We start from the raw sequence: 16,362 nt of genomic DNA, 5'->3' as shown, positions 1-16,362 counted from the left end.
TCGCGGATCAGGATAGCGGTTCCGCGGCGTTTTGGTAGAATACGCCGTCTTTTTTCAATACACCTGTCACCCTCAGGAAGGAGTTGGTTCATGGAGAACATCGAACAGCGCGTCAAGAAGATCGTCGCTGAGCAACTTGGCGTGAACGAATCGGAGATCAAGACCGAGTCTTCGTTCGTCGATGATCTGGGCGCGGATTCGCTGGACACCGTGGAGCTGGTCATGGCACTGGAAGAAGAATTCGAGTGCGAGATTCCGGATGAAGAGGCCGAGAAAATCACCACCGTCCAGCAGGCGATCGACTACGTCAACGCCCACCTCAAGAAGTAAGCATTTCCAACGCTTTCCTAGCGTCTCCTGTCCGGCCGCTGCAGCACTTCGCAGGCCCGGGCAGGCCCCCATTCTCATTCATTGATTCCAACGGAGTTGCCTGTGTCGCGTCGCAGAGTCGTCGTCACCGGTCTGGGCGTCATTTCGCCGGTCGGCAATACGGTCCCCGAGGCTTGGGAAAACGTGCTTGCCGGCAAGAGCGGCATCGGTCCGATCACCCGCTTCGATGCCAGCGGGTTTGCCGCACGCATCGCTGGCGAGGTGAAGGACTTCGACGTATCGGCCTACCTCTCGCCCAAGGAAGCACGCCGCATGGACGTGTTCATCCACTACGGCATGGCGGCCGGCATCCAGGCCATCCGCGACTCCGGTATCGAGGTCAATGAAAGCAACGCCGATCGCATCGGCGTCAATATCGGCTCGGGCATCGGCGGCCTGCCGATGATCGAGGATACGCACGACGACTACCTGAAGGGCGGGGCGCGCAAGATCTCGCCCTTCTTCATCCCGGGCACGATCATCAACATGATCTCGGGCAACCTGTCGATCATGTACGGCATGAAGGGGCCCAATCTCGCCGTGGTCACCGCGTGTACCACCGGTCTTCATGCAATTGGCATGAGCGCGCGCATGATCGCGTATGGCGATGCCGACGTGATGGTGTGCGGGGGGGCGGAGTCGACCGTGACCCACCTCGCCATCGGCGGCTTCGGCTCGGCCAAGGCCTTGTCCACCCGCAACGATGATCCGGCGACCGCGAGCCGCCCTTGGGACAAGGAGCGCGACGGCTTTGTCCTCGGCGAGGGTGCTGGCGTGATGGTGCTCGAGGAGTACGAGCACGCGGTCAAGCGCGGCGCCAGGATCTACGCCGAACTGGCCGGCTTCGGCATGAGTGGCGATGCCTTTCACATGACGGCGCCGGACACCGACGGGCCGCGCCGCAGCATGGTCAACGCAATGCGCGATGCGGGCGTCAATGGCGACGAGGTTCGCTACCTCAACGCCCACGGCACGTCCACGCCGCTCGGGGACAAGAACGAGACCGATGCCATCAAGCTCGCCTTCGGCCTGGATGTCGCGAAGACCCTGGTGGTCAATTCGACCAAGTCGATGACCGGCCACCTCCTCGGCGGTGCCGGCGGGCTGGAGTCGGTGTTCACCGTGCTTGCGATCCACAACCAGATCTCGCCCCCCACGACCAATATCTTCGAACAGGATCCGGAGTGTGACCTGGACTACTGCGCCAACGTCGCGCGACCGATGAAGATCGACGTGGCCTTGAAGAACAACTTCGGCTTCGGCGGCACGAACGGAACGCTGGTTTTCCGCCGCGTCTGAGCGCTGTCGGCATGGCAGTCCATGCCCGATTCGCTGATCATTGAATTGCGCCCCTCGCGGGCCTTGCTGGCGTCAGTGCTGGTCGCTCATCTGGCGGCTGCACTGGCGCTTCTTCATGTGCCCGCGCTAGGCATCGGCAGCTTGGACGCCGCGCCCCAGACGCCTGCCGCCGCGGCGCTCCCGATGGCTGTGTGGGGCTTGCTGGCAGCATCCCTGCTACGCGCCCTCGTCGTCGAGTTGGGTAAGCGCGACATGCGCCTGGTGTTCGAGGACGACGGCCATGTCGAGCTGTCGCTGCCCGGCCGCGACGCGCACGTGTGGTGCGAGGTGCAGCTGGGGTCGGCGGTCGATCTCGAGTGGGGAATCTGGTTCGCGCTGGCGCCGGTGGGCGGCGAACCGTCGCGCTGGAGCGCGTGCCGCAGGCGGCGGCTGATGCTGCTGCGGGGCAATCTGGATCGTTCCGCCGAGCAATCCTGGCGCAAGCTCAGGGTCTGGCTGCGGCACAAGTCGGGCCAGACTTCGGCAGCCGTTCCGACCCGGCCCTGAACGCCGCGGCGGTGCGACGGGCGTCGGCACCGCTTGCGGGACGGTTGGCGGTTCAGTGGCCGGTGGTCTTGGGCACGCGGCATGGGCGCAGGATCGTGTCGCGGGCGCGCGCAAGCGTGTCAGGGAAATCGCGCGAGTGATGCAGGCCGCGGCTCTCCTTGCGCTGGAGGGCGCAACGCACGATCAGTTCGGCCGTGACCACGAGGTTGCGCAGCTCGATCAGGTCGTTGCTGACGCGGAAGTTGCTGTAGAACTCGTGGATCTCGCGTTCGAGCAGGCGGATCCGATGCTGCGCACGCAGCAGGCGCTTGGTCGTGCGCACGATGCCGACGTAGTCCCACATCGCGCGGCGCAGCTCGGCCCAGTTGTGCGAGATCACCACCTCCTCGTCGGCGTCGGTCACCCGGCTCTCGTCCCAGTCCGGCAGCACGGGGGGCGTGCTCAGCGGCTTCGACAGGATGTCATCGGCTGCCGCTTCGCCGAACACCAGGCATTCGAGCAGCGAGTTGCTCGCGAGGCGGTTGGCGCCGTGCAGGCCGGTAAAGGCGGACTCGCCAACGGCATACAGACCGGGCACGTCGGTGCGCGCGGCAAGATCCGTGACGATGCCGCCGCAGGAGTAATGCGCGGCGGGAACGACCGGAATCGGCTCGCGCGTGATGTCGATGCCCAGTTCGAGGCAGCGCGCGTAGATGTTGGGAAAGTGGCCACGCAGCCAGTCTGCCGGCTTGTGGCTGATGTCGAGGTAGACGCAGTCGAGGCCGCGCTTCTTCATCTCGAAATCGATCGCGCGCGCGACGATATCGCGTGGCGCGAGCTCCTCGCGTGGATCGTGCTCGGGCATGAAGCGCGAGCCGTCGGGCAGCCGGAGCAGGCCGCCTTCGCCGCGAACCGCCTCTGAAATCAGGAAGGACTTGGCCTGCGGGTGGTAGAGGCAGGTGGGGTGGAACTGGATGAACTCCATGTTGCCGACCCTGCAGCCTGCTCGCCAGGCCATGGCCACGCCGTCGCCGGTCGCCACGTCGGGATTGGTGGTGTAGAGGTACACCTTGCCCGTGCCGCCGGTGGCGAGCACCGTGTTGCGCGCGGCAAAGGTGAGCACCTCGTCGGCGTCAATGTCGAGCACGTAGGCACCCAGGCAGCCGGCGGCAGGCTGGCCCACCTTGTCGCCGATGACCAGGTCGACCGCGATGTGGTGCTCGTAGACATCGATGTTGGGATGGCTGCGAACCTGGGCGCCCAGCGTGGTCTGCACGGCCGCGCCTGTGGCGTCGGCGGCATGGATGATGCGGCGGTGGGAATGCCCGCCCTCGCGCGTAAGGTGGTAGCCGAGCTGCGAGTCGGCCTCGCGGGTGAAGGGGACGCCGCGGTCGATCAGCCATTCGATGGCGCGCTTGCCGTTTTCCACCACCAGACGGGTGGAGCGCGGATTGCATAAGCCGGCGCCGGCGACAAAGGTGTCCTGGATGTGCGCTTCGACGCTGTCGGTGGTATCCAGGACAGCGGCAATTCCGCCTTGTGCCCAGTTGCTCGCGCTGTCGGACAACTCACGCTTGGTGACGAGTGCAACGCGCAGTCTGTCGGCCAGGCGCAGTGCCATGGATTGGCCGGCCGTGCCGCTGCCAAGAATGAGTACGTCGTACTGTTTCAGCAAGATGTCGCTCGGGCTCGTGGGAACGGCGGAAATATAGCACGCGTGGTGACACCCCGCGCCTGTCCCGCCTTGCATTGCAGGGCCCTGCCAAGGCTGAAGATCGGCGGCAAAGACCACGGCGACGGCTGAACTATTTTCTAGCCCCCCTGTCTGTTTCGGTGTCTTCGATTTGTGCTGAACCTGAACGCGGTCGCTTATAATCCGGACGTTTTGTCATTCGAATATCCGGAAGAAACCATACCCCATGAGCGATCGTGAGCTCGATCAGCAACTCGTCGAGCGCGTACAGCGCGGCGATAAACAGGCGTTCGGCTTGCTGGTCTCAAAGTACCAGCGCAAGCTCAACCGTCTGCTGTCCAGGCTGATCCGCGATTCCGCCGAAGTCGAGGATGTGGCGCAGGAGACCTTCATCAAGGCCTACCGTGCGCTGGGTTCCTTTCGCGGAGACAGTGCATTCTATACCTGGCTTTATCGCATCGGCATCAACACGGCGAAGAACTACCTTGTCTCCCAGGGACGCAGGGCGCCGACCTCGACCAGTTTCGACTCGGAAGAGGCGGAGACTTTCGAGGACGGTGATCAGTTGCGTGACATCAACACGCCAGAGCGGCTGATGATGACGCGAGAGATCGGTGAGACCGTCGATGATGCGATGGCTGATCTTCCTGAGGAGTTGAGGACCGCCATCATGTTGCGCGAGCTGGAGGGGCTGAGCTACGAAGAGATCGCCAACATCATGGAATGCCCGATTGGTACGGTGCGCTCGCGAATCTTTCGTGCGCGTGAAGCAATTGCAGAACGTCTGCGGCCCTTGCTCGATACGGCCCCGGACAAACGTTGGTAGGTGGCAAACATGAAGGACAAGTTATCGGCGCTGCTCGATGGAGATCTGGAAGAACAGGCGAGCCGTCCTGTTTTCGAGCGACTGCGAAGCGATGCCGAGTTGAGGCGGCAGTGGGATGCATACTGCATGATCGGCGACGCCCTTCGCGGCGATCGGCATGGCTCGAACGACTTCGTCACGCGCGTGATGGCAGGTCTCGACCAGGAGCCGACGCTGCTTGCGCCCAAGGGCGCGGCTCGCAGCGGCGTCCGACAAACCGTGTGGCAATCGCTGATGCCGATCGCGGCGTCGGTGATGGGGGTGGCGGCCGTCGGGCTCGTCGCCGCAACCCTTTATTCGCAGGACGAGCCGGCGTCTCCGCGCCTGGCTGCCGGGTCGCCTGCGGTACAGGTCGTCAGTGCGCCGGTCGAGCGCACGGCCTTGGTGCCGGTCGCGCATGATCCGCATCGCGAGTACGTCTTCGCCCATCAAGGACTGAGTGGTGGAGGCCCGCTGCCGGCAGGCGTGCAATATGTCCGCACCGTTTCCGAACAACGTCAGGGTGCGGGTCGATGAGGTTTTTCTCCGCAGTGCTGGGGTTGTGCGCCTTGCTGGCGCAGACCCCCGCGTATGCCGAGGCGCCTTCGGATCCGCTGTCCTGGCTCGGCAGGATCGCCTCTGCAAGTCAGCGGCTCAATTACGTCGGCACGTTCGTCTATCAGTCCGGTGATCACGTCGAGACCTCGCGCATCGCGCATCGGGTGGATGCCAGCGGCGAGTACGAGCGTCTCGAGGTGCTTGACGGCAGCCCGCGGGAGATCATCCGGCGCGGCAACGAAGTGCGTTGTGTGCTGCCTGACGAACGGACCGTGATCATCGACCAGGCGGGCGGGCGGCGGGCTTTTCCCGCGCGCCTGCCGGCCTCGCTCAACGGTCTTGCCGAAAGCTACCGCATCCGCAAGGGCGAACTGGGGCGGGTGGCCGGCTATGAGGCCCAGGCGGTCGTGCTCGAGCCGCGTGATGATCTGCGCTATGGCCACACCCTCTGGGCTGAAATGCAGACCGGGCTGCTGCTGAAATCACGCACCGTGGACGAGCATGGCGGACTGATCGAGCAGTTCAGTTTCAGCGACCTGCGCATCGGTGGCGACGTCGACATGGACCTGCTCGAGTCGCGCTTCACGCCGGATGACGATTGGCGCATGGTCAATGCGCGTGGCAATGACATGCCCAGGAACGAGATCGGCTGGGTGCTGGCTCAGGCCTTGCCGGGCTATAGCCTGAGTTCGGTGATGCGTCGTCCCCTCGGCCGGGACCGCGGGCAGGCCGTCCATATGGTTTTCAGTGATGGCCTTGCGGCAATTTCGGTCTTCATCGAGCCGATCGGCGAGGGGTCCAGCGTCGGCCTTGGGCCGGTATCGAATGGTGCAATCAACATCTACAAGCGCACCCTCAACGGCCACTTGGTGACTGCGCTCGGCGAGGCGCCGGAGCGGGCGGTGCGTCTGATCGGTGACAACATCCAGGCGGTCGCGCAGTGATGCAGGCGCGCGCCCAGGTGCTGCGTGTCGAGGGTGGGCAGGTCTGGCTCAAGGTGGCCGATGTCGGCGGCGGCTGTGGACGTTGCGACGAGCCCGGTGGTTGTCGTTCGCTTCAGATCACGCAAGCCTTCGGTGCGCCCAAGGGCGAATTCGTACTGCCTTTGAGCGTACCGGTGCAGGTCGGTGACCGCGTGCTGATCACCATTCCCGATGGCGCGCCGCTCAGCGCGGCGCTCGCCAGTTACGGGCTGGCCACCGTGCTGCTGGTGCTCGGTGCAGCCATTGGCAACGGGTTTGCCGGCTCGGGCGAGGGTGATCTGTTCGCCCTGGTCGGGGCAGGGGCGGGCCTGGCCGTGGCCTGGGTGCTGAATCGGCTGTTGGCGCGCAGCCGCAACTGGCGTTACCGCTTGCGCATGGAGTTGGCGCCGGCCACTGCCTGCGTTCACACGCTGCAGGCATCGAGATGAGCCGCTGCGGGTCGGGTGTGCCGGTGCTCAGGCCGCGTCGCTTAGCCTGCTGTGCGCAGACCGCGTGGGTTGCGGCCTTGTTGTTGATCTTTTTCGTGTGGTCGGGTGTCGCACGCGGCGCGAGCGTGGTCTTGCCCGATTTCACCGAGCTCGTTGCCCGCCAGGGGGCGGCGGTGGTGAACATCAGTACCACCCAGGTTCGCAAGGCGCCTGCCAGGCTGCCCTTCCAGATCCCCGAACTCGACGAGTCGGACCCGATGTTCGACTTCTTCCGCAAGTTCATTCCGCGTATTCCCGAGGCCCCGGGCGCCGATCCGGACAATCAGTCGCTCGGGTCGGGCTTCATCATCAGCGCGGACGGCTACATCCTCACCAATGCGCATGTCGTGGAGGAGGCCGAGGAGATCCTCGTGCGACTCGCCGACAAGCGCGAGTTCAACGCCGTCGTGATCGGCGCCGACGCGCGCAGCGATGTCGCCCTGATCCGTATCGAGGCGAGCGATCTGCCGCATGTGGTGCTGGGCGACCCTGATCAGCTCAAGGTGGGTGAGTGGGTACTCGCCATCGGCTCGCCCTTCGGCTTCGAGCAGTCGGTCACCGCCGGTATCGTCAGCGCCAAGGGGCGCAGTCTGCCCGACGAGAACTTCGTCCCCTTCATCCAGACCGACGTCGCGATCAATCCGGGTAACTCGGGCGGGCCGCTCTTCAACCTGCGCGGCGAGGTGGTGGGCATCAACTCGCAGATCTACAGCCGCACCGGCGGCTTCATGGGACTGTCGTTCTCGATCCCGATCGATGTGGCGATGGATGTGCAGAATCAGCTGCGCACCAAGGGACGCGTGCAGCGTGGCCGCATCGGTGTCTCCATCCAGGAGATCACCCGCGATCTTGCCGACAGCTTTGGTCTGCCACGTGCAGCGGGCGCACTGGTGAGCGCAGTCGAGCCCGACAGCCCGGCGGCGGACGGCGGGATCGAACAGGGCGACGTGATCGTACGCTTCAATGCGCGCGGGATCGAGAGCTCGGCCGACCTGCCACGCATCGTTGCGGCGGCCCGGCCCGGAAGCGAGGTCGATGTCGAGATCTACCGCGATGGCGAGGCACGCAGTCTTCGACTCACGGTCGGTGAATGGGAGGACCCGGAAGCCGAACCGCTGGCCAGCGGCGGGTCAAGCGCAGGGCCAGCCCCGAATCGACTGGGGCTGGAGCTGACCTTGCCGACTCCAGTGCAGCGTCGCGAACGTGGAATCGACCACGGCCTGGTGGTTCTGCGTGCGCAGGGCGCAGCGGCGCGCGCCGAAATCGTGCCCGGCGACCTGGTGCTGGCGATGGTCGTTGCCGGGCGACAGGTGCAACTCGCCAGGACCGAGGACTTCGAGGGCATGGTGACGGCGCTCGAGCCGGGCCAGCAGGTCACGCTCCTGGTGCAGCGTGGCGAGCTCAGCTCCTACGTCAGCCTGCGGGCGGCGAAATGAGCATGGGCGGCGAGCGCAAGGTGTTTACGGTCATGAGCCGGGAGTGGTGCCACCTCTGCCATGAACTCATCGACGCGCTCGAGCCGATCGCCAGCGAGTTCGGGTGGACGATCGAGGTCTTCGACGTCGATCAGGATCCGGCCCTCGAGGCGCGCTGGGACGAGTTGGTGCCGGTGCTGTTGCATGGCGATCACGAACTCTGCCACTACCACCTTGACGAAGCGCGGGTACGCGCTTATTGCCTTGGTTTTCCGCTAGAATCGCGGGCTTGACGACGCCAACCATTCCGAAAACGGGTGCTGCAAGGCACCCTTTTCGTTTCGCATGAACCATATCCGCAACTTCTCCATCATCGCCCATATCGACCACGGCAAATCGACCCTGGCCGATCGACTCATCCACTTCTGCGGCGGACTCTCCGAACGCGAGATGGAGGCGCAAGTGCTCGACTCGATGGACATCGAGCGCGAGCGCGGCATCACCATCAAGGCGCAGACGGCCGCCTTGCACTACAAGGCCAAGGACGGGCAGGTCTACAACCTGAACCTGATCGACACGCCGGGACACGTCGACTTTTCCTACGAGGTGAGCCGCTCGCTTGCCGCCTGCGAGGGCGCGCTGCTGGTGGTCGACGCTTCCCAGGGGGTCGAGGCGCAGACGGTGGCCAACTGCTACACCGCGCTCGATCTCGATGTCGAGGTGGTGCCGGTGCTCAACAAGATCGACCTGCCCGCCGCTGATCCCGACAACGCCCGTGGCGAGATCGAGGACGTGATCGGCGTCGATGCTTCCGAGGCGATCCTGTGCTCGGCCAAGACCGGCCTGGGCGTCGAGGACGTGCTCGAGGCGATCGTTGCCCGCATCCCGCCGCCCAAGGGCGAGCCCGAAGGGCCGCTGAAGGCGCTGATCATCGACTCCTGGTTCGACAACTATGTCGGCGTGGTGATGCTGGTGCGGGTGGTCGATGGCGTGCTCAAGCCCAAGGACCGCATCCTGCTGATGTCGAACGGCCTGCAGTATCCGTGCGACCAGGTGGGGGTGTTCACGCCACGCTCGGTGGCGCGTGAGCAACTGCGTGCCGGCGAGGTGGGCTTCATCATCGCCGGCATCAAGGAGATCGAAGCCGCCAAGGTCGGCGATACGGTGACGCTCGCCAACCGGCCTGCGGCCGAGGCGCTGCCCGGCTTCAAGGAGATCAAGCCGCAGGTGTTCGCCGGCCTGTATCCGGTCGAATCCTCCGAGTACGACCAGTTGCGCGACTCGCTCGAGAAGCTGCGCCTGAACGACGCCTCGCTGCAGTTCGAGCCGGAAGTCTCGCAGGCGCTCGGCTTCGGCTTCCGCTGCGGCTTCCTTGGCCTGCTGCACATGGACATCGTGCAGGAGCGCCTCGAGCGCGAGTTCGACATGGACCTGATCACCACCGCGCCAACGGTGGTGTACGAGGTGGTGTTGAACGACAACTCGATCATCCGCATCGAGAATCCGGCCAAGCTGCCCGACCCCGGCAAGTACCAGGAGATCCGCGAGCCGATCATCACCGCGACCATCTTCCTGCCGCAGGACTATGTCGGTCCGGTGATCACGCTGTGCAATCAGAAGCGCGGCAACCAGATCGACATGCGTTACCACGGTCGCCAGGTGCAGCTGATCTACGAGCTGCCGATGAACGAAGTGGTGATGGACTTCTTCGACAAGCTCAAGTCGGTGTCGCGCGGCTATGCGTCGCTGGACTACGACTTCAAGGAATACCGCACGGCCGACCTGGTCAAGCTCGACCTGATGGTGGGCGGCGAGAAGGTCGATGCGCTGTCGGTGATCGTGCACCGTGCCAGTGCGCAGTACCGCGGCCGCGAACTCGCCAGCAAGCTGCGCGGCCTGATCCCGCGCCAGATGTTCGACGTGCCGGTGCAGGCGGCGATCGGCGCCCACATCATCGCGCGCGAGACGATCAAGGCGCTGCGCAAGAACGTGCTCGCCAAGTGCTACGGCGGCGACATCAGCCGCAAGAAGAAGCTGCTCGAGAAGCAAAAGGAAGGCAAGAAGCGCATGAAGCAGGTGGGCAACGTCGAGATCCCGCAGGAAGCTTTCCTCGCGGTGCTGCGGACCGACGAAGGCAAGTGACGGCAGCCGCATGAATTTCGCCCTGATCCTTTTCCTGCTCCTGGTCGCCACCGGCGCCCTGTGGTTCCTCGACCGTTTCCATGCCCGCAAGCGGCGCCCGGCCAACGCCCCGGCGCCGTGGTGGGTGGAATACGGCGCGAGCTTCTTTCCGGTGATCCTGATCGTCTTCGGCCTGCGCTCCTTCGTCGTCGAGCCGTTCAAGATCCCGTCCGGCTCGATGATCCCGACCCTGCTGGTCGGCGACTTCATCCTGGTCAACAAGTGGACCTATGGCATCCGGCTGCCGGTGATCAACCACAAGATCCTCGACGTCAATGAGCCGCAGCGCGGCGACGTGATGGTGTTCCGCTACCCGGCGGATCCGTCGCTGGACTACATCAAGCGCGTGGTCGGCCTGCCCGGCGATCGAGTGGAATACCTCAACAAGCGCCTACGCATCAATGGCGAGGTCGTCGCCATCGAGGAGTCGGGCACCTATCTGCATCCCGACCGGCTGTACTACTCGCCGCAGTACACCGAGAAGCTGGGCGAGGTCGAGCACTCGGTGCTGATCGAGCGTGACGCACCGGCCTTCGTGCCCCAGGTGCTCAACTTCCCCGCTCGTGAAAATTGCACCTACACAAGCGCTGGCGTGAGTTGTACGGTTCCGGCCAATCACTATTTCGTCCTCGGCGACAACCGCGACGCCAGCAGCGACAGCAGGGTGTGGGGCTTCGTGCCCGAAGAGAACATCGTCGGCAGGGCCTTCTTCATCTGGTTCAACTTCAGTGACATGAAGCGGATCGGCAGCTTCCACTGATCGAGGAGCGACAATCGTGCGCATGAAAACCCAAAGCGGTCTGAGCCTGCTCGGCGTGCTGGTCGTCGGCGCGCTGGCCTCCTTCGTGCTCATCATCGGCTTCCGCACCGTGCCCGTGTTCACCGAGTACATGGCGGTCAAGCGCATCATGAATGTGCTTGCCGACGAGTCCGACAAGGGCGCGACCCTGGTCGAGGTGCGCCGCAGCTTTGACACCCGGCGTCAGATCGACGACGTGTCGAGCGTCACCGGCGCCGACCTGATCATCAACAAGACCGGCCCGCGCACCGTGATCGAGGCGCGTTATGAGCGCACCGTGCCGCTGGTCGCAAACGTCAGCCTGCTCTTCGACCTCAATCCGAGCAGCGCGGAACAGTGAGTCGATGACGGCCGATCGACTCCAGGCCAGCCTTGGGCATGTGTTCGCCGATGCGAGACTGCTCGAGGAGGCGCTGACCCACCGCAGCTTCGGCCAGCCGAACAACGAACGCTTCGAGTTTCTTGGCGACAGCATCCTCAACTGCGTGATGTCGATCGCGCTGTTCGAGCGCTTTGGCGAACTGCGCGAGGGCGAACTCTCGCGCGTGCGTGCCTCGCTTGTGCGTCAGGATGCGCTGTATCGCATCGCGCTCGGCCTGCAACTCGGTGACTGCCTGCGCCTGGGCGAAGGTGAGCTCAAGTCCGGCGGCAACCGCCGCCCCTCCATCCTCGCCGATGCGGTCGAAGCCCTGTTTGCCGCCGTCTTCCTCGATGCGGGCTTCGCCCGTGCCAAGGAGGTCATCGACCGCCTGTACGCGCCGCTGCTCGCCGAGGTGGATCCGCGCAAGCCGAGCAAGGATCCGAAGACGGCCTTGCAGGAGTGGCTGCAGGCGCGCAGGATGGCGGTGCCAACGTACTCGATGGTGCAGGTGCTGGGCGAGGCCCACGCGCAGGAGTTCGAGGTGGCCTGCGAGATCCCCAAGATGGGCGTGCGGACCCTGGGGCGCGGCCCGTCCCGGCGCATCGCCGAACAGCAGTCGGCCGAGCTTGCGCTGGCCGCCCTGAGGAAGACATGAACGAACTGCCCCCCAATGCCGCTGCGCCGGCCACTGCCGCGTCCGCTGGCGAGGACTATCGCGCCGGCTTCGTTGCCATCGTCGGTCGCCCCAACGTCGGCAAGTCGACCCTGCTCAACCGCCTGATCGGGCAGAAGATCAGCATTGTCTCCAGCAAGGCGCAGACCACCCGCCACCGCGTCACCGGCATCCTGACCGAGCCTGGCGCCCAGTTCGTCTTCGTCGACACGCCGGGCTTCCAGACCCACCACCGGAATGCGCTCAACCGCTCGATGAACCGCACCGTGTCGCAGGTGCTGGCCGACGTCGATCTGGTGTTCTTCGTCATCGAGGCAGGCCGTTTCAGCGAGGACGACCGCAAGGTGCTTTCGGTAATCCCCGAGTCGTCGAAGGTGATCCTGGTCATCAACAAGGTCGACCAGCTGAAGGACAAGTCGCGTCTGCTACCCTTCATCGACCAGGTGCGCCAGGCGCGTGACTTCACCGAAATCGTGCCGCTGTCGGCCGAGAAGGGGCGTAACGTCGACGAGCTGATCAAGACCGCGACGCCGCTGCTGCCGGTGGGCACGCCGATGTTCGAGGAGGACGAGATCACCGACCGCAGCGAACGCTTCCTGGCCTCCGAATTCCTGCGCGAGAAGCTCTTCCGTTTGCTCGGCGACGAATTGCCCTACGGCATTGCGGTCGAGATCGAGAAGTTCGAGCTGGAGGGCAACCTGCGCCGCATCCACGCCGCTGTGGTCGTGGACAAGCCGGGCCACAAGGCCATGGTGATCGGTCGCGGCGGCGAGAAGCTCAAACGCATCTCCAGCGAGGCCCGCGTCGAGCTCGAGAAGCTCTTCGACGGCAAGGTCTTCCTCGAGGTCTGGGTCAAGGTCAAGAGCGGCTGGGCCGACGACGAGCGCGCCTTGAAGAGCCTCGGCTACGAGTAAGCCCGCGGGCGAGCCATGGCGGGCCCCAAGCAGCGCATCGAGCAGCAGCCTGCGTGGGTGCTGCACACCCATCCCTGGCGCGAGACCAGCCTGATCGTCGAGGCCTGGTCGCGCGACCATGGACGCGTTGCGCTGGTTGCCAAGGGCGCGCGGCGGCCGCATTCGCAGCTGCGTGGCGTGCTGATGGCCTTTCAGCCCTTGTCGATGGACTGGTCCGGCGGCGGCGAGGTGAAGACCCTGGTGCGCGCCGAATGGCTGGGCGGGCAGCCCTTGCTGACCGGGCGCGCGCTGATCTGCGGCTATTACCTCAACGAGCTGCTGGTGCGCCTGACCGCGCGCGAGGACCCGCATCCGCACCTCTTCTCGGCCTATGGCGAGGCGGTGCGTGCGCTTGGCCGCGGCGAATCCGAATCGCCCATCCTGCGCCGCTTCGAACTCGCCTTGCTGCAGGATCTCGGCTACGAGGCCGGGCTCGCGCATGAGGCGGAGAGCGGCGACACGGTGCGGCCCGAGGGGCGCTACCTTTATATAATCGAACGCGGTCCGGTGCGGCTGGAGACGCTCGAGCACGAGGGGGCGTCGGTGGATGCAGCCGCGCTCGGCGACCGGCCGCTGCTGTCCGGACAGACGCTGCTCGATATGGCGGCCGACGATTTTTCGCGCGCAGAGACGCTGGCCCAGTCCAAGCAGCTGCTGCGCATGCTGATCAACCACACCCTGGGCGGCCAGCCGCTGCAGTCGCGCCGGGTGCTGAAGGAATTGCAGGAGCTGTGATGATCGAACTCGGCGTCAATATCGACCACGTCGCCACGCTGCGCCAGGCGCGCCGCACCTGGGAACCCGACCCGGTGTGGGCCGCGGCGGAAGCGCACCTGGGCGGAGCCGACGGCATCACCATTCACCTGCGCGAGGATCGCCGCCACATCAACGACGAGGATGTGCGCCGGCTCGCCGAACTCACCCAGGTCAAGCTCAACCTCGAGATGGCCGCCACCGACGAGATGGTCGCCATCGCCTGCCGCACCCGGCCGCAGATGGCGATGCTGGTGCCCGAGGGCCGCCACGAGATCACCACCGAGGGCGGCCTCGACGTGTTGGCTCAGGAAGCGCGCTTGAAGGGGGTGATCGCGCGCCTGGCCGACGCCGGCATCGTCACCAGCGTGTTCATCGACGCCGAGCTCGAGCAGATCGAAGCCGCCGCGCGCATCGGCGCGCGCGTGTGCGAGATTCACACCGGCCCCTATGCCCACGCCTTCCATGCCGCCGGCCGCGACGCCGAGGCGCCGGCCGTGGTGGCCGAACTGGACAAGATCCGCCTCGCCGGTGAGGCGGTGCGCCGCCTGGGCATGCGCTTCAACGCCGGCCACGCGCTCAACTACTACAACGTGCAGCCGATCGCCCGCCTGCACGGCATCCGCGAGCTGCACATCGGCCACTCCATCGTCAGCCGTGCGGTCTTCGTCGGCCTGCGTGCGGCGGTGGCCGAGATGAAGCGGCTGATGCGCGAAGCGGCGCAGACGGCCTGACGAGCGTGCAAGGAACGCAGGCGATGAACGGCCGCCAGGGAGCGGGGCAGGGCGAGGCATGATCCACGGTATCGGTACCGATCTCGTGCAACTGCCGCGAATGCGCGCGGCGCTCGAGCGTCACGGCGAGCGCTTCGCGCTGCGCATCCTGGCCGCGAGCGAGGTCGAGGCCTGGCGCGCCCACCGCGACCCGGCGCGCTTCCTCGCCAAGCGCTTCGCTGCCAAGGAAGCCTTCGGCAAAGCGCTCGGCACCGGCGTCGCCGTGCCGGCCACGCTGCACGCGGTCGCGGTCGGCCACGACGCGCGCGGCAAGCCCGAGTACCGCTATGACGAGCGCCTCGCCGCGCACATGCGCGACAACGGGCTGCGCGCCCACCTCAGCATCAGCGACGAGGACGAGCACATCGTTGCGTTCGCACTGATCGAACAGGGCTGAGCCCCGGAACTTCGAGCATATGAATTCCCCCCTCCGCCGCCCCCGCGGCCCTGTCATGATCGACGTCGCCGGCACCGCGCTGACCGACGAGGAGCGTGAACGCCTGCTCGACCCGCTGGTCGGCGGCGTCATCCTGTTCGCGCGCAACTTCAGCGCATCGGATCAGCTGCGCGCGCTCACCGCCGACATCCGCGCGCTGCGCGACCCGGCGCTGATCATCGCGGTCGACCACGAAGGGGGCAGGGTGCAGCGCTTCCGCAGCGACGGCTTTACCCGGCTGCCGTCGATGCGCAGCCTGGGCGCGCGGTGGGAACGGGATCACCTCGTCGCCCTCGAGGCCGCGCGCGCGACCGGCTTCGTGCTGGCTGCCGAGCTGCGCGCACATGGCGTTGATCTCAGCTTCACCCCGGTGCTCGACATCGACTACGGCTGCTGCCGCGCGATCGGCAACCGCGCCTTCCACCGCAACCCGCAGGCAGTGGCGGCGCTCGCCCAGGCGTTGGTTGCCGGCATGGCGGAGGCCGGCATGGGCGCGGTCGGCAAGCACTTTCCCGGCCACGGCTTTGTCGAGGCCGACTCGCACCACGACGTGCCGGTGGATGAGCGCGATTTCGACACCGTGTGGAACGAGGACATCGCCCCTTACCGGCACCGCCTCGGCCGTCAGCTCGCCGGCGTGATGCCGGCGCATGTGATCTACCCGAATGCCGACCCCAGCCCGGAACCGCAACCCGCGGGTTTTTCGCCCTTCTGGCTCAAGGACGTCCTGCGCGGCCGGCTCGGCTTCCAGGGCGTGATCTTCAGCGACGACCTCAACATGGAAGGCGCCCGCGTCGCCGGCGACATCGTCGGCCGTACCAAGGCCGCGTATGCTGCCGGCTGCGACATGCTGCTGGTGTGCAACCGCCCGGACCTCGCCGCCGAACTGCTCGACCGCTGGGCCCCCGTCCCCGACCCCGACAATCTCGCCCGCCTCGCCGCCATCGTGCCGACCGCCCACCAGCCCGCCTGGCTCGCCGACCCCTTCGCGCTCGAACTCCACGCCGTCTACGTTCAGGCGCGCGACCGCGTCGCCGCCATCCCCGACGACAGCAACACCGCGCCGACCATGACGGCCGCCACCATCGGCGAGCACCGCAGCGAAGACCTGAGCAAGCGCGGATAATCACTGGGCGAGCACCACAAACCCTACAGAACGGATTCCCGGTCGCAACGCATCGATCTTGATCACACCGTTGAGCACCATTGGCGCCACAAGCGGTTGAGAACCGACTGCGCAGGAGTGGATGTGGGGCGTTCCTGGAATGGGCGAGGACTGT

19 protein-coding genes are annotated in these 16,362 nt (G+C 65.8%); 18 read left to right on the top strand and 1 reads right to left on the bottom strand.

The annotated features are described in order from the left end of the window. The first annotated feature begins 90 nt into the window (after nt 1-90). The 3 genes from acpP to ACMV5O_RS09125 all read left to right on the top strand — a co-directional run bounded on the left by acpP (nt 91) and on the right by ACMV5O_RS09125 (nt 2,214). Nucleotides 91-330 carry an acyl carrier protein gene (acpP, locus tag ACMV5O_RS09135; protein WP_002930040.1) on the top strand — a complete coding sequence of 80 codons (240 nt, stop codon included), beginning with the start codon at nt 91-93 and terminating at the stop codon, nt 328-330. A 102-nt stretch (nt 331-432) separates the two neighbouring features. Continuing rightward, nucleotides 433-1,668, top strand: coding sequence for a beta-ketoacyl-ACP synthase II (gene fabF, locus ACMV5O_RS09130; RefSeq protein WP_416163153.1), 1,236 nt, complete (start codon nt 433-435; stop codon nt 1,666-1,668). Between the two features lie 21 nt (nt 1,669-1,689). Then, nucleotides 1,690-2,214, top strand: coding sequence for a protein YgfX (locus ACMV5O_RS09125; protein WP_416163152.1), 525 nt, complete (start codon nt 1,690-1,692; stop codon nt 2,212-2,214). A gap of 52 nt (nt 2,215-2,266) precedes the next feature. Here ACMV5O_RS09125 and nadB read toward each other — a convergent pair whose 3' ends face one another. Next, nucleotides 2,267-3,868: an L-aspartate oxidase gene (gene nadB / locus ACMV5O_RS09120; protein ID WP_416163151.1), complete on the bottom strand. Its 1,602-nt coding sequence runs from the start codon at nt 3,866-3,868 to the stop codon at nt 2,267-2,269. Nucleotides 3,869-4,112: 244 nt separating this feature from the next. Between nadB and rpoE the strand changes: the two genes are divergently transcribed. The 15 genes from rpoE to nagZ all read left to right on the top strand — a co-directional run bounded on the left by rpoE (nt 4,113) and on the right by nagZ (nt 16,208). Then, nucleotides 4,113-4,712 (top strand): RNA polymerase sigma factor RpoE, encoded by a 600-nt coding sequence (rpoE, locus tag ACMV5O_RS09115; RefSeq protein WP_416163150.1) that lies wholly within the window; start codon nt 4,113-4,115, stop codon nt 4,710-4,712. Between the two features lie 9 nt (nt 4,713-4,721). After that, the gene (locus ACMV5O_RS09110; protein ID WP_416163149.1) at nt 4,722-5,267 is read left to right on the top strand and encodes a sigma-E factor negative regulatory protein; all 546 of its coding nucleotides are present in this window, start codon (nt 4,722-4,724) and stop codon (nt 5,265-5,267) included. Then, nucleotides 5,264-6,232 (top strand): MucB/RseB C-terminal domain-containing protein, encoded by a 969-nt coding sequence (locus tag ACMV5O_RS09105; RefSeq protein WP_416163148.1) that lies wholly within the window; start codon nt 5,264-5,266, stop codon nt 6,230-6,232. Before ACMV5O_RS09110 ends, ACMV5O_RS09105 begins: the two co-directional genes overlap by 4 nt. Further along, nucleotides 6,232-6,699: a SoxR reducing system RseC family protein gene (locus tag ACMV5O_RS09100; RefSeq protein ID WP_416163257.1), complete on the top strand. Its 468-nt coding sequence runs from the start codon at nt 6,232-6,234 to the stop codon at nt 6,697-6,699. Before ACMV5O_RS09105 ends, ACMV5O_RS09100 begins: the two co-directional genes overlap by 1 nt. Before the next feature lie 77 nt (nt 6,700-6,776). Then, nucleotides 6,777-8,174 carry a Do family serine endopeptidase gene (locus ACMV5O_RS09095; protein WP_416163147.1) on the top strand — a complete coding sequence of 466 codons (1,398 nt, stop codon included), beginning with the start codon at nt 6,777-6,779 and terminating at the stop codon, nt 8,172-8,174. Further along, nucleotides 8,171-8,446, top strand: coding sequence for a glutaredoxin family protein (locus tag ACMV5O_RS09090; protein WP_416163146.1), 276 nt, complete (start codon nt 8,171-8,173; stop codon nt 8,444-8,446). The genes ACMV5O_RS09095 and ACMV5O_RS09090 overlap by 4 nt, the downstream gene beginning before the upstream one ends. Nucleotides 8,447-8,498: 52 nt before the next feature. Further along, nucleotides 8,499-10,295: a translation elongation factor 4 gene (gene lepA / locus ACMV5O_RS09085; protein ID WP_416163145.1), complete on the top strand. Its 1,797-nt coding sequence runs from the start codon at nt 8,499-8,501 to the stop codon at nt 10,293-10,295. A 10-nt stretch (nt 10,296-10,305) separates the two neighbouring features. Continuing rightward, a complete protein-coding gene (gene lepB, locus ACMV5O_RS09080) occupies nt 10,306-11,094 on the top strand; it encodes a signal peptidase I (protein WP_416163144.1) in 789 nt (262 codons plus the stop codon). Nucleotides 11,095-11,116: 22 nt separating this feature from the next. Continuing rightward, on the top strand, nt 11,117-11,473 hold the full coding sequence (locus ACMV5O_RS09075) for a DUF4845 domain-containing protein (RefSeq protein ID WP_416163143.1): 357 nt from the start codon (nt 11,117-11,119) through the stop codon (nt 11,471-11,473). A gap of 4 nt (nt 11,474-11,477) precedes the next feature. After that, entirely contained in the window at nt 11,478-12,149 is a 672-nt protein-coding gene (rnc, locus tag ACMV5O_RS09070) for a ribonuclease III (RefSeq protein WP_416163142.1), read from the top strand. Continuing rightward, entirely contained in the window at nt 12,146-13,081 is a 936-nt protein-coding gene (gene era, locus ACMV5O_RS09065) for a GTPase Era (protein ID WP_416163141.1), read from the top strand. Before rnc ends, era begins: the two co-directional genes overlap by 4 nt. A gap of 15 nt (nt 13,082-13,096) precedes the next feature. Further along, nucleotides 13,097-13,855: a DNA repair protein RecO gene (gene recO, locus ACMV5O_RS09060; RefSeq protein ID WP_416163140.1), complete on the top strand. Its 759-nt coding sequence runs from the start codon at nt 13,097-13,099 to the stop codon at nt 13,853-13,855. Beyond that, nucleotides 13,855-14,607: a pyridoxine 5'-phosphate synthase gene (locus ACMV5O_RS09055; RefSeq protein ID WP_416163139.1), complete on the top strand. Its 753-nt coding sequence runs from the start codon at nt 13,855-13,857 to the stop codon at nt 14,605-14,607. Before recO ends, ACMV5O_RS09055 begins: the two co-directional genes overlap by 1 nt. A gap of 58 nt (nt 14,608-14,665) precedes the next feature. Next, on the top strand, nt 14,666-15,043 hold the full coding sequence (gene acpS, locus ACMV5O_RS09050) for a holo-ACP synthase (protein ID WP_416163138.1): 378 nt from the start codon (nt 14,666-14,668) through the stop codon (nt 15,041-15,043). 19 nt (nt 15,044-15,062) lie between these two features. Continuing rightward, nucleotides 15,063-16,208, top strand: coding sequence for a beta-N-acetylhexosaminidase (nagZ, locus tag ACMV5O_RS09045; protein ID WP_416163137.1), 1,146 nt, complete (start codon nt 15,063-15,065; stop codon nt 16,206-16,208). The last annotated feature ends 154 nt before the right edge of the window (nt 16,209-16,362 follow it).

It is taken from the genome of Thauera sp. WH-1, from assembly GCF_047806685.1.
GTDB lineage: Bacteria > Pseudomonadota > Gammaproteobacteria > Burkholderiales > Rhodocyclaceae > Thauera.
This window is presented reverse-complemented; position numbering and strand designations above follow the sequence as displayed.

Bases quoted from the DNA above. Each gene is read 5' to 3' on its own strand.
- acpP (WP_002930040.1), top strand. From the start codon at position 91: ATGGAGAACATCGAACAGCGCGTCAAGAAGATCGTCGCTGAGCAACTT.
- ACMV5O_RS09125 (WP_416163152.1), top strand. From the start codon at position 1,690: ATGCCCGATTCGCTGATCATTGAATTGCGCCCCTCGCGGGCCTTGCTG.
- rpoE (WP_416163150.1), top strand. From the start codon at position 4,113: ATGAGCGATCGTGAGCTCGATCAGCAACTCGTCGAGCGCGTACAGCGC.
- ACMV5O_RS09110 (WP_416163149.1), top strand. From the start codon at position 4,722: ATGAAGGACAAGTTATCGGCGCTGCTCGATGGAGATCTGGAAGAACAG.
- ACMV5O_RS09105 (WP_416163148.1), top strand. From the start codon at position 5,264: ATGAGGTTTTTCTCCGCAGTGCTGGGGTTGTGCGCCTTGCTGGCGCAG.
- ACMV5O_RS09100 (WP_416163257.1), top strand. From the start codon at position 6,232: ATGCAGGCGCGCGCCCAGGTGCTGCGTGTCGAGGGTGGGCAGGTCTGG.
- ACMV5O_RS09090 (WP_416163146.1), top strand. From the start codon at position 8,171: ATGAGCATGGGCGGCGAGCGCAAGGTGTTTACGGTCATGAGCCGGGAG.
- lepA (WP_416163145.1), top strand. From the start codon at position 8,499: ATGAACCATATCCGCAACTTCTCCATCATCGCCCATATCGACCACGGC.
- lepB (WP_416163144.1), top strand. From the start codon at position 10,306: ATGAATTTCGCCCTGATCCTTTTCCTGCTCCTGGTCGCCACCGGCGCC.
- ACMV5O_RS09075 (WP_416163143.1), top strand. From the start codon at position 11,117: ATGAAAACCCAAAGCGGTCTGAGCCTGCTCGGCGTGCTGGTCGTCGGC.
- rnc (WP_416163142.1), top strand. From the start codon at position 11,478: ATGACGGCCGATCGACTCCAGGCCAGCCTTGGGCATGTGTTCGCCGAT.
- era (WP_416163141.1), top strand. From the start codon at position 12,146: ATGAACGAACTGCCCCCCAATGCCGCTGCGCCGGCCACTGCCGCGTCC.
- recO (WP_416163140.1), top strand. From the start codon at position 13,097: ATGGCGGGCCCCAAGCAGCGCATCGAGCAGCAGCCTGCGTGGGTGCTG.
- ACMV5O_RS09055 (WP_416163139.1), top strand. From the start codon at position 13,855: ATGATCGAACTCGGCGTCAATATCGACCACGTCGCCACGCTGCGCCAG.
- acpS (WP_416163138.1), top strand. From the start codon at position 14,666: ATGATCCACGGTATCGGTACCGATCTCGTGCAACTGCCGCGAATGCGC.
- nagZ (WP_416163137.1), top strand. From the start codon at position 15,063: ATGAATTCCCCCCTCCGCCGCCCCCGCGGCCCTGTCATGATCGACGTC.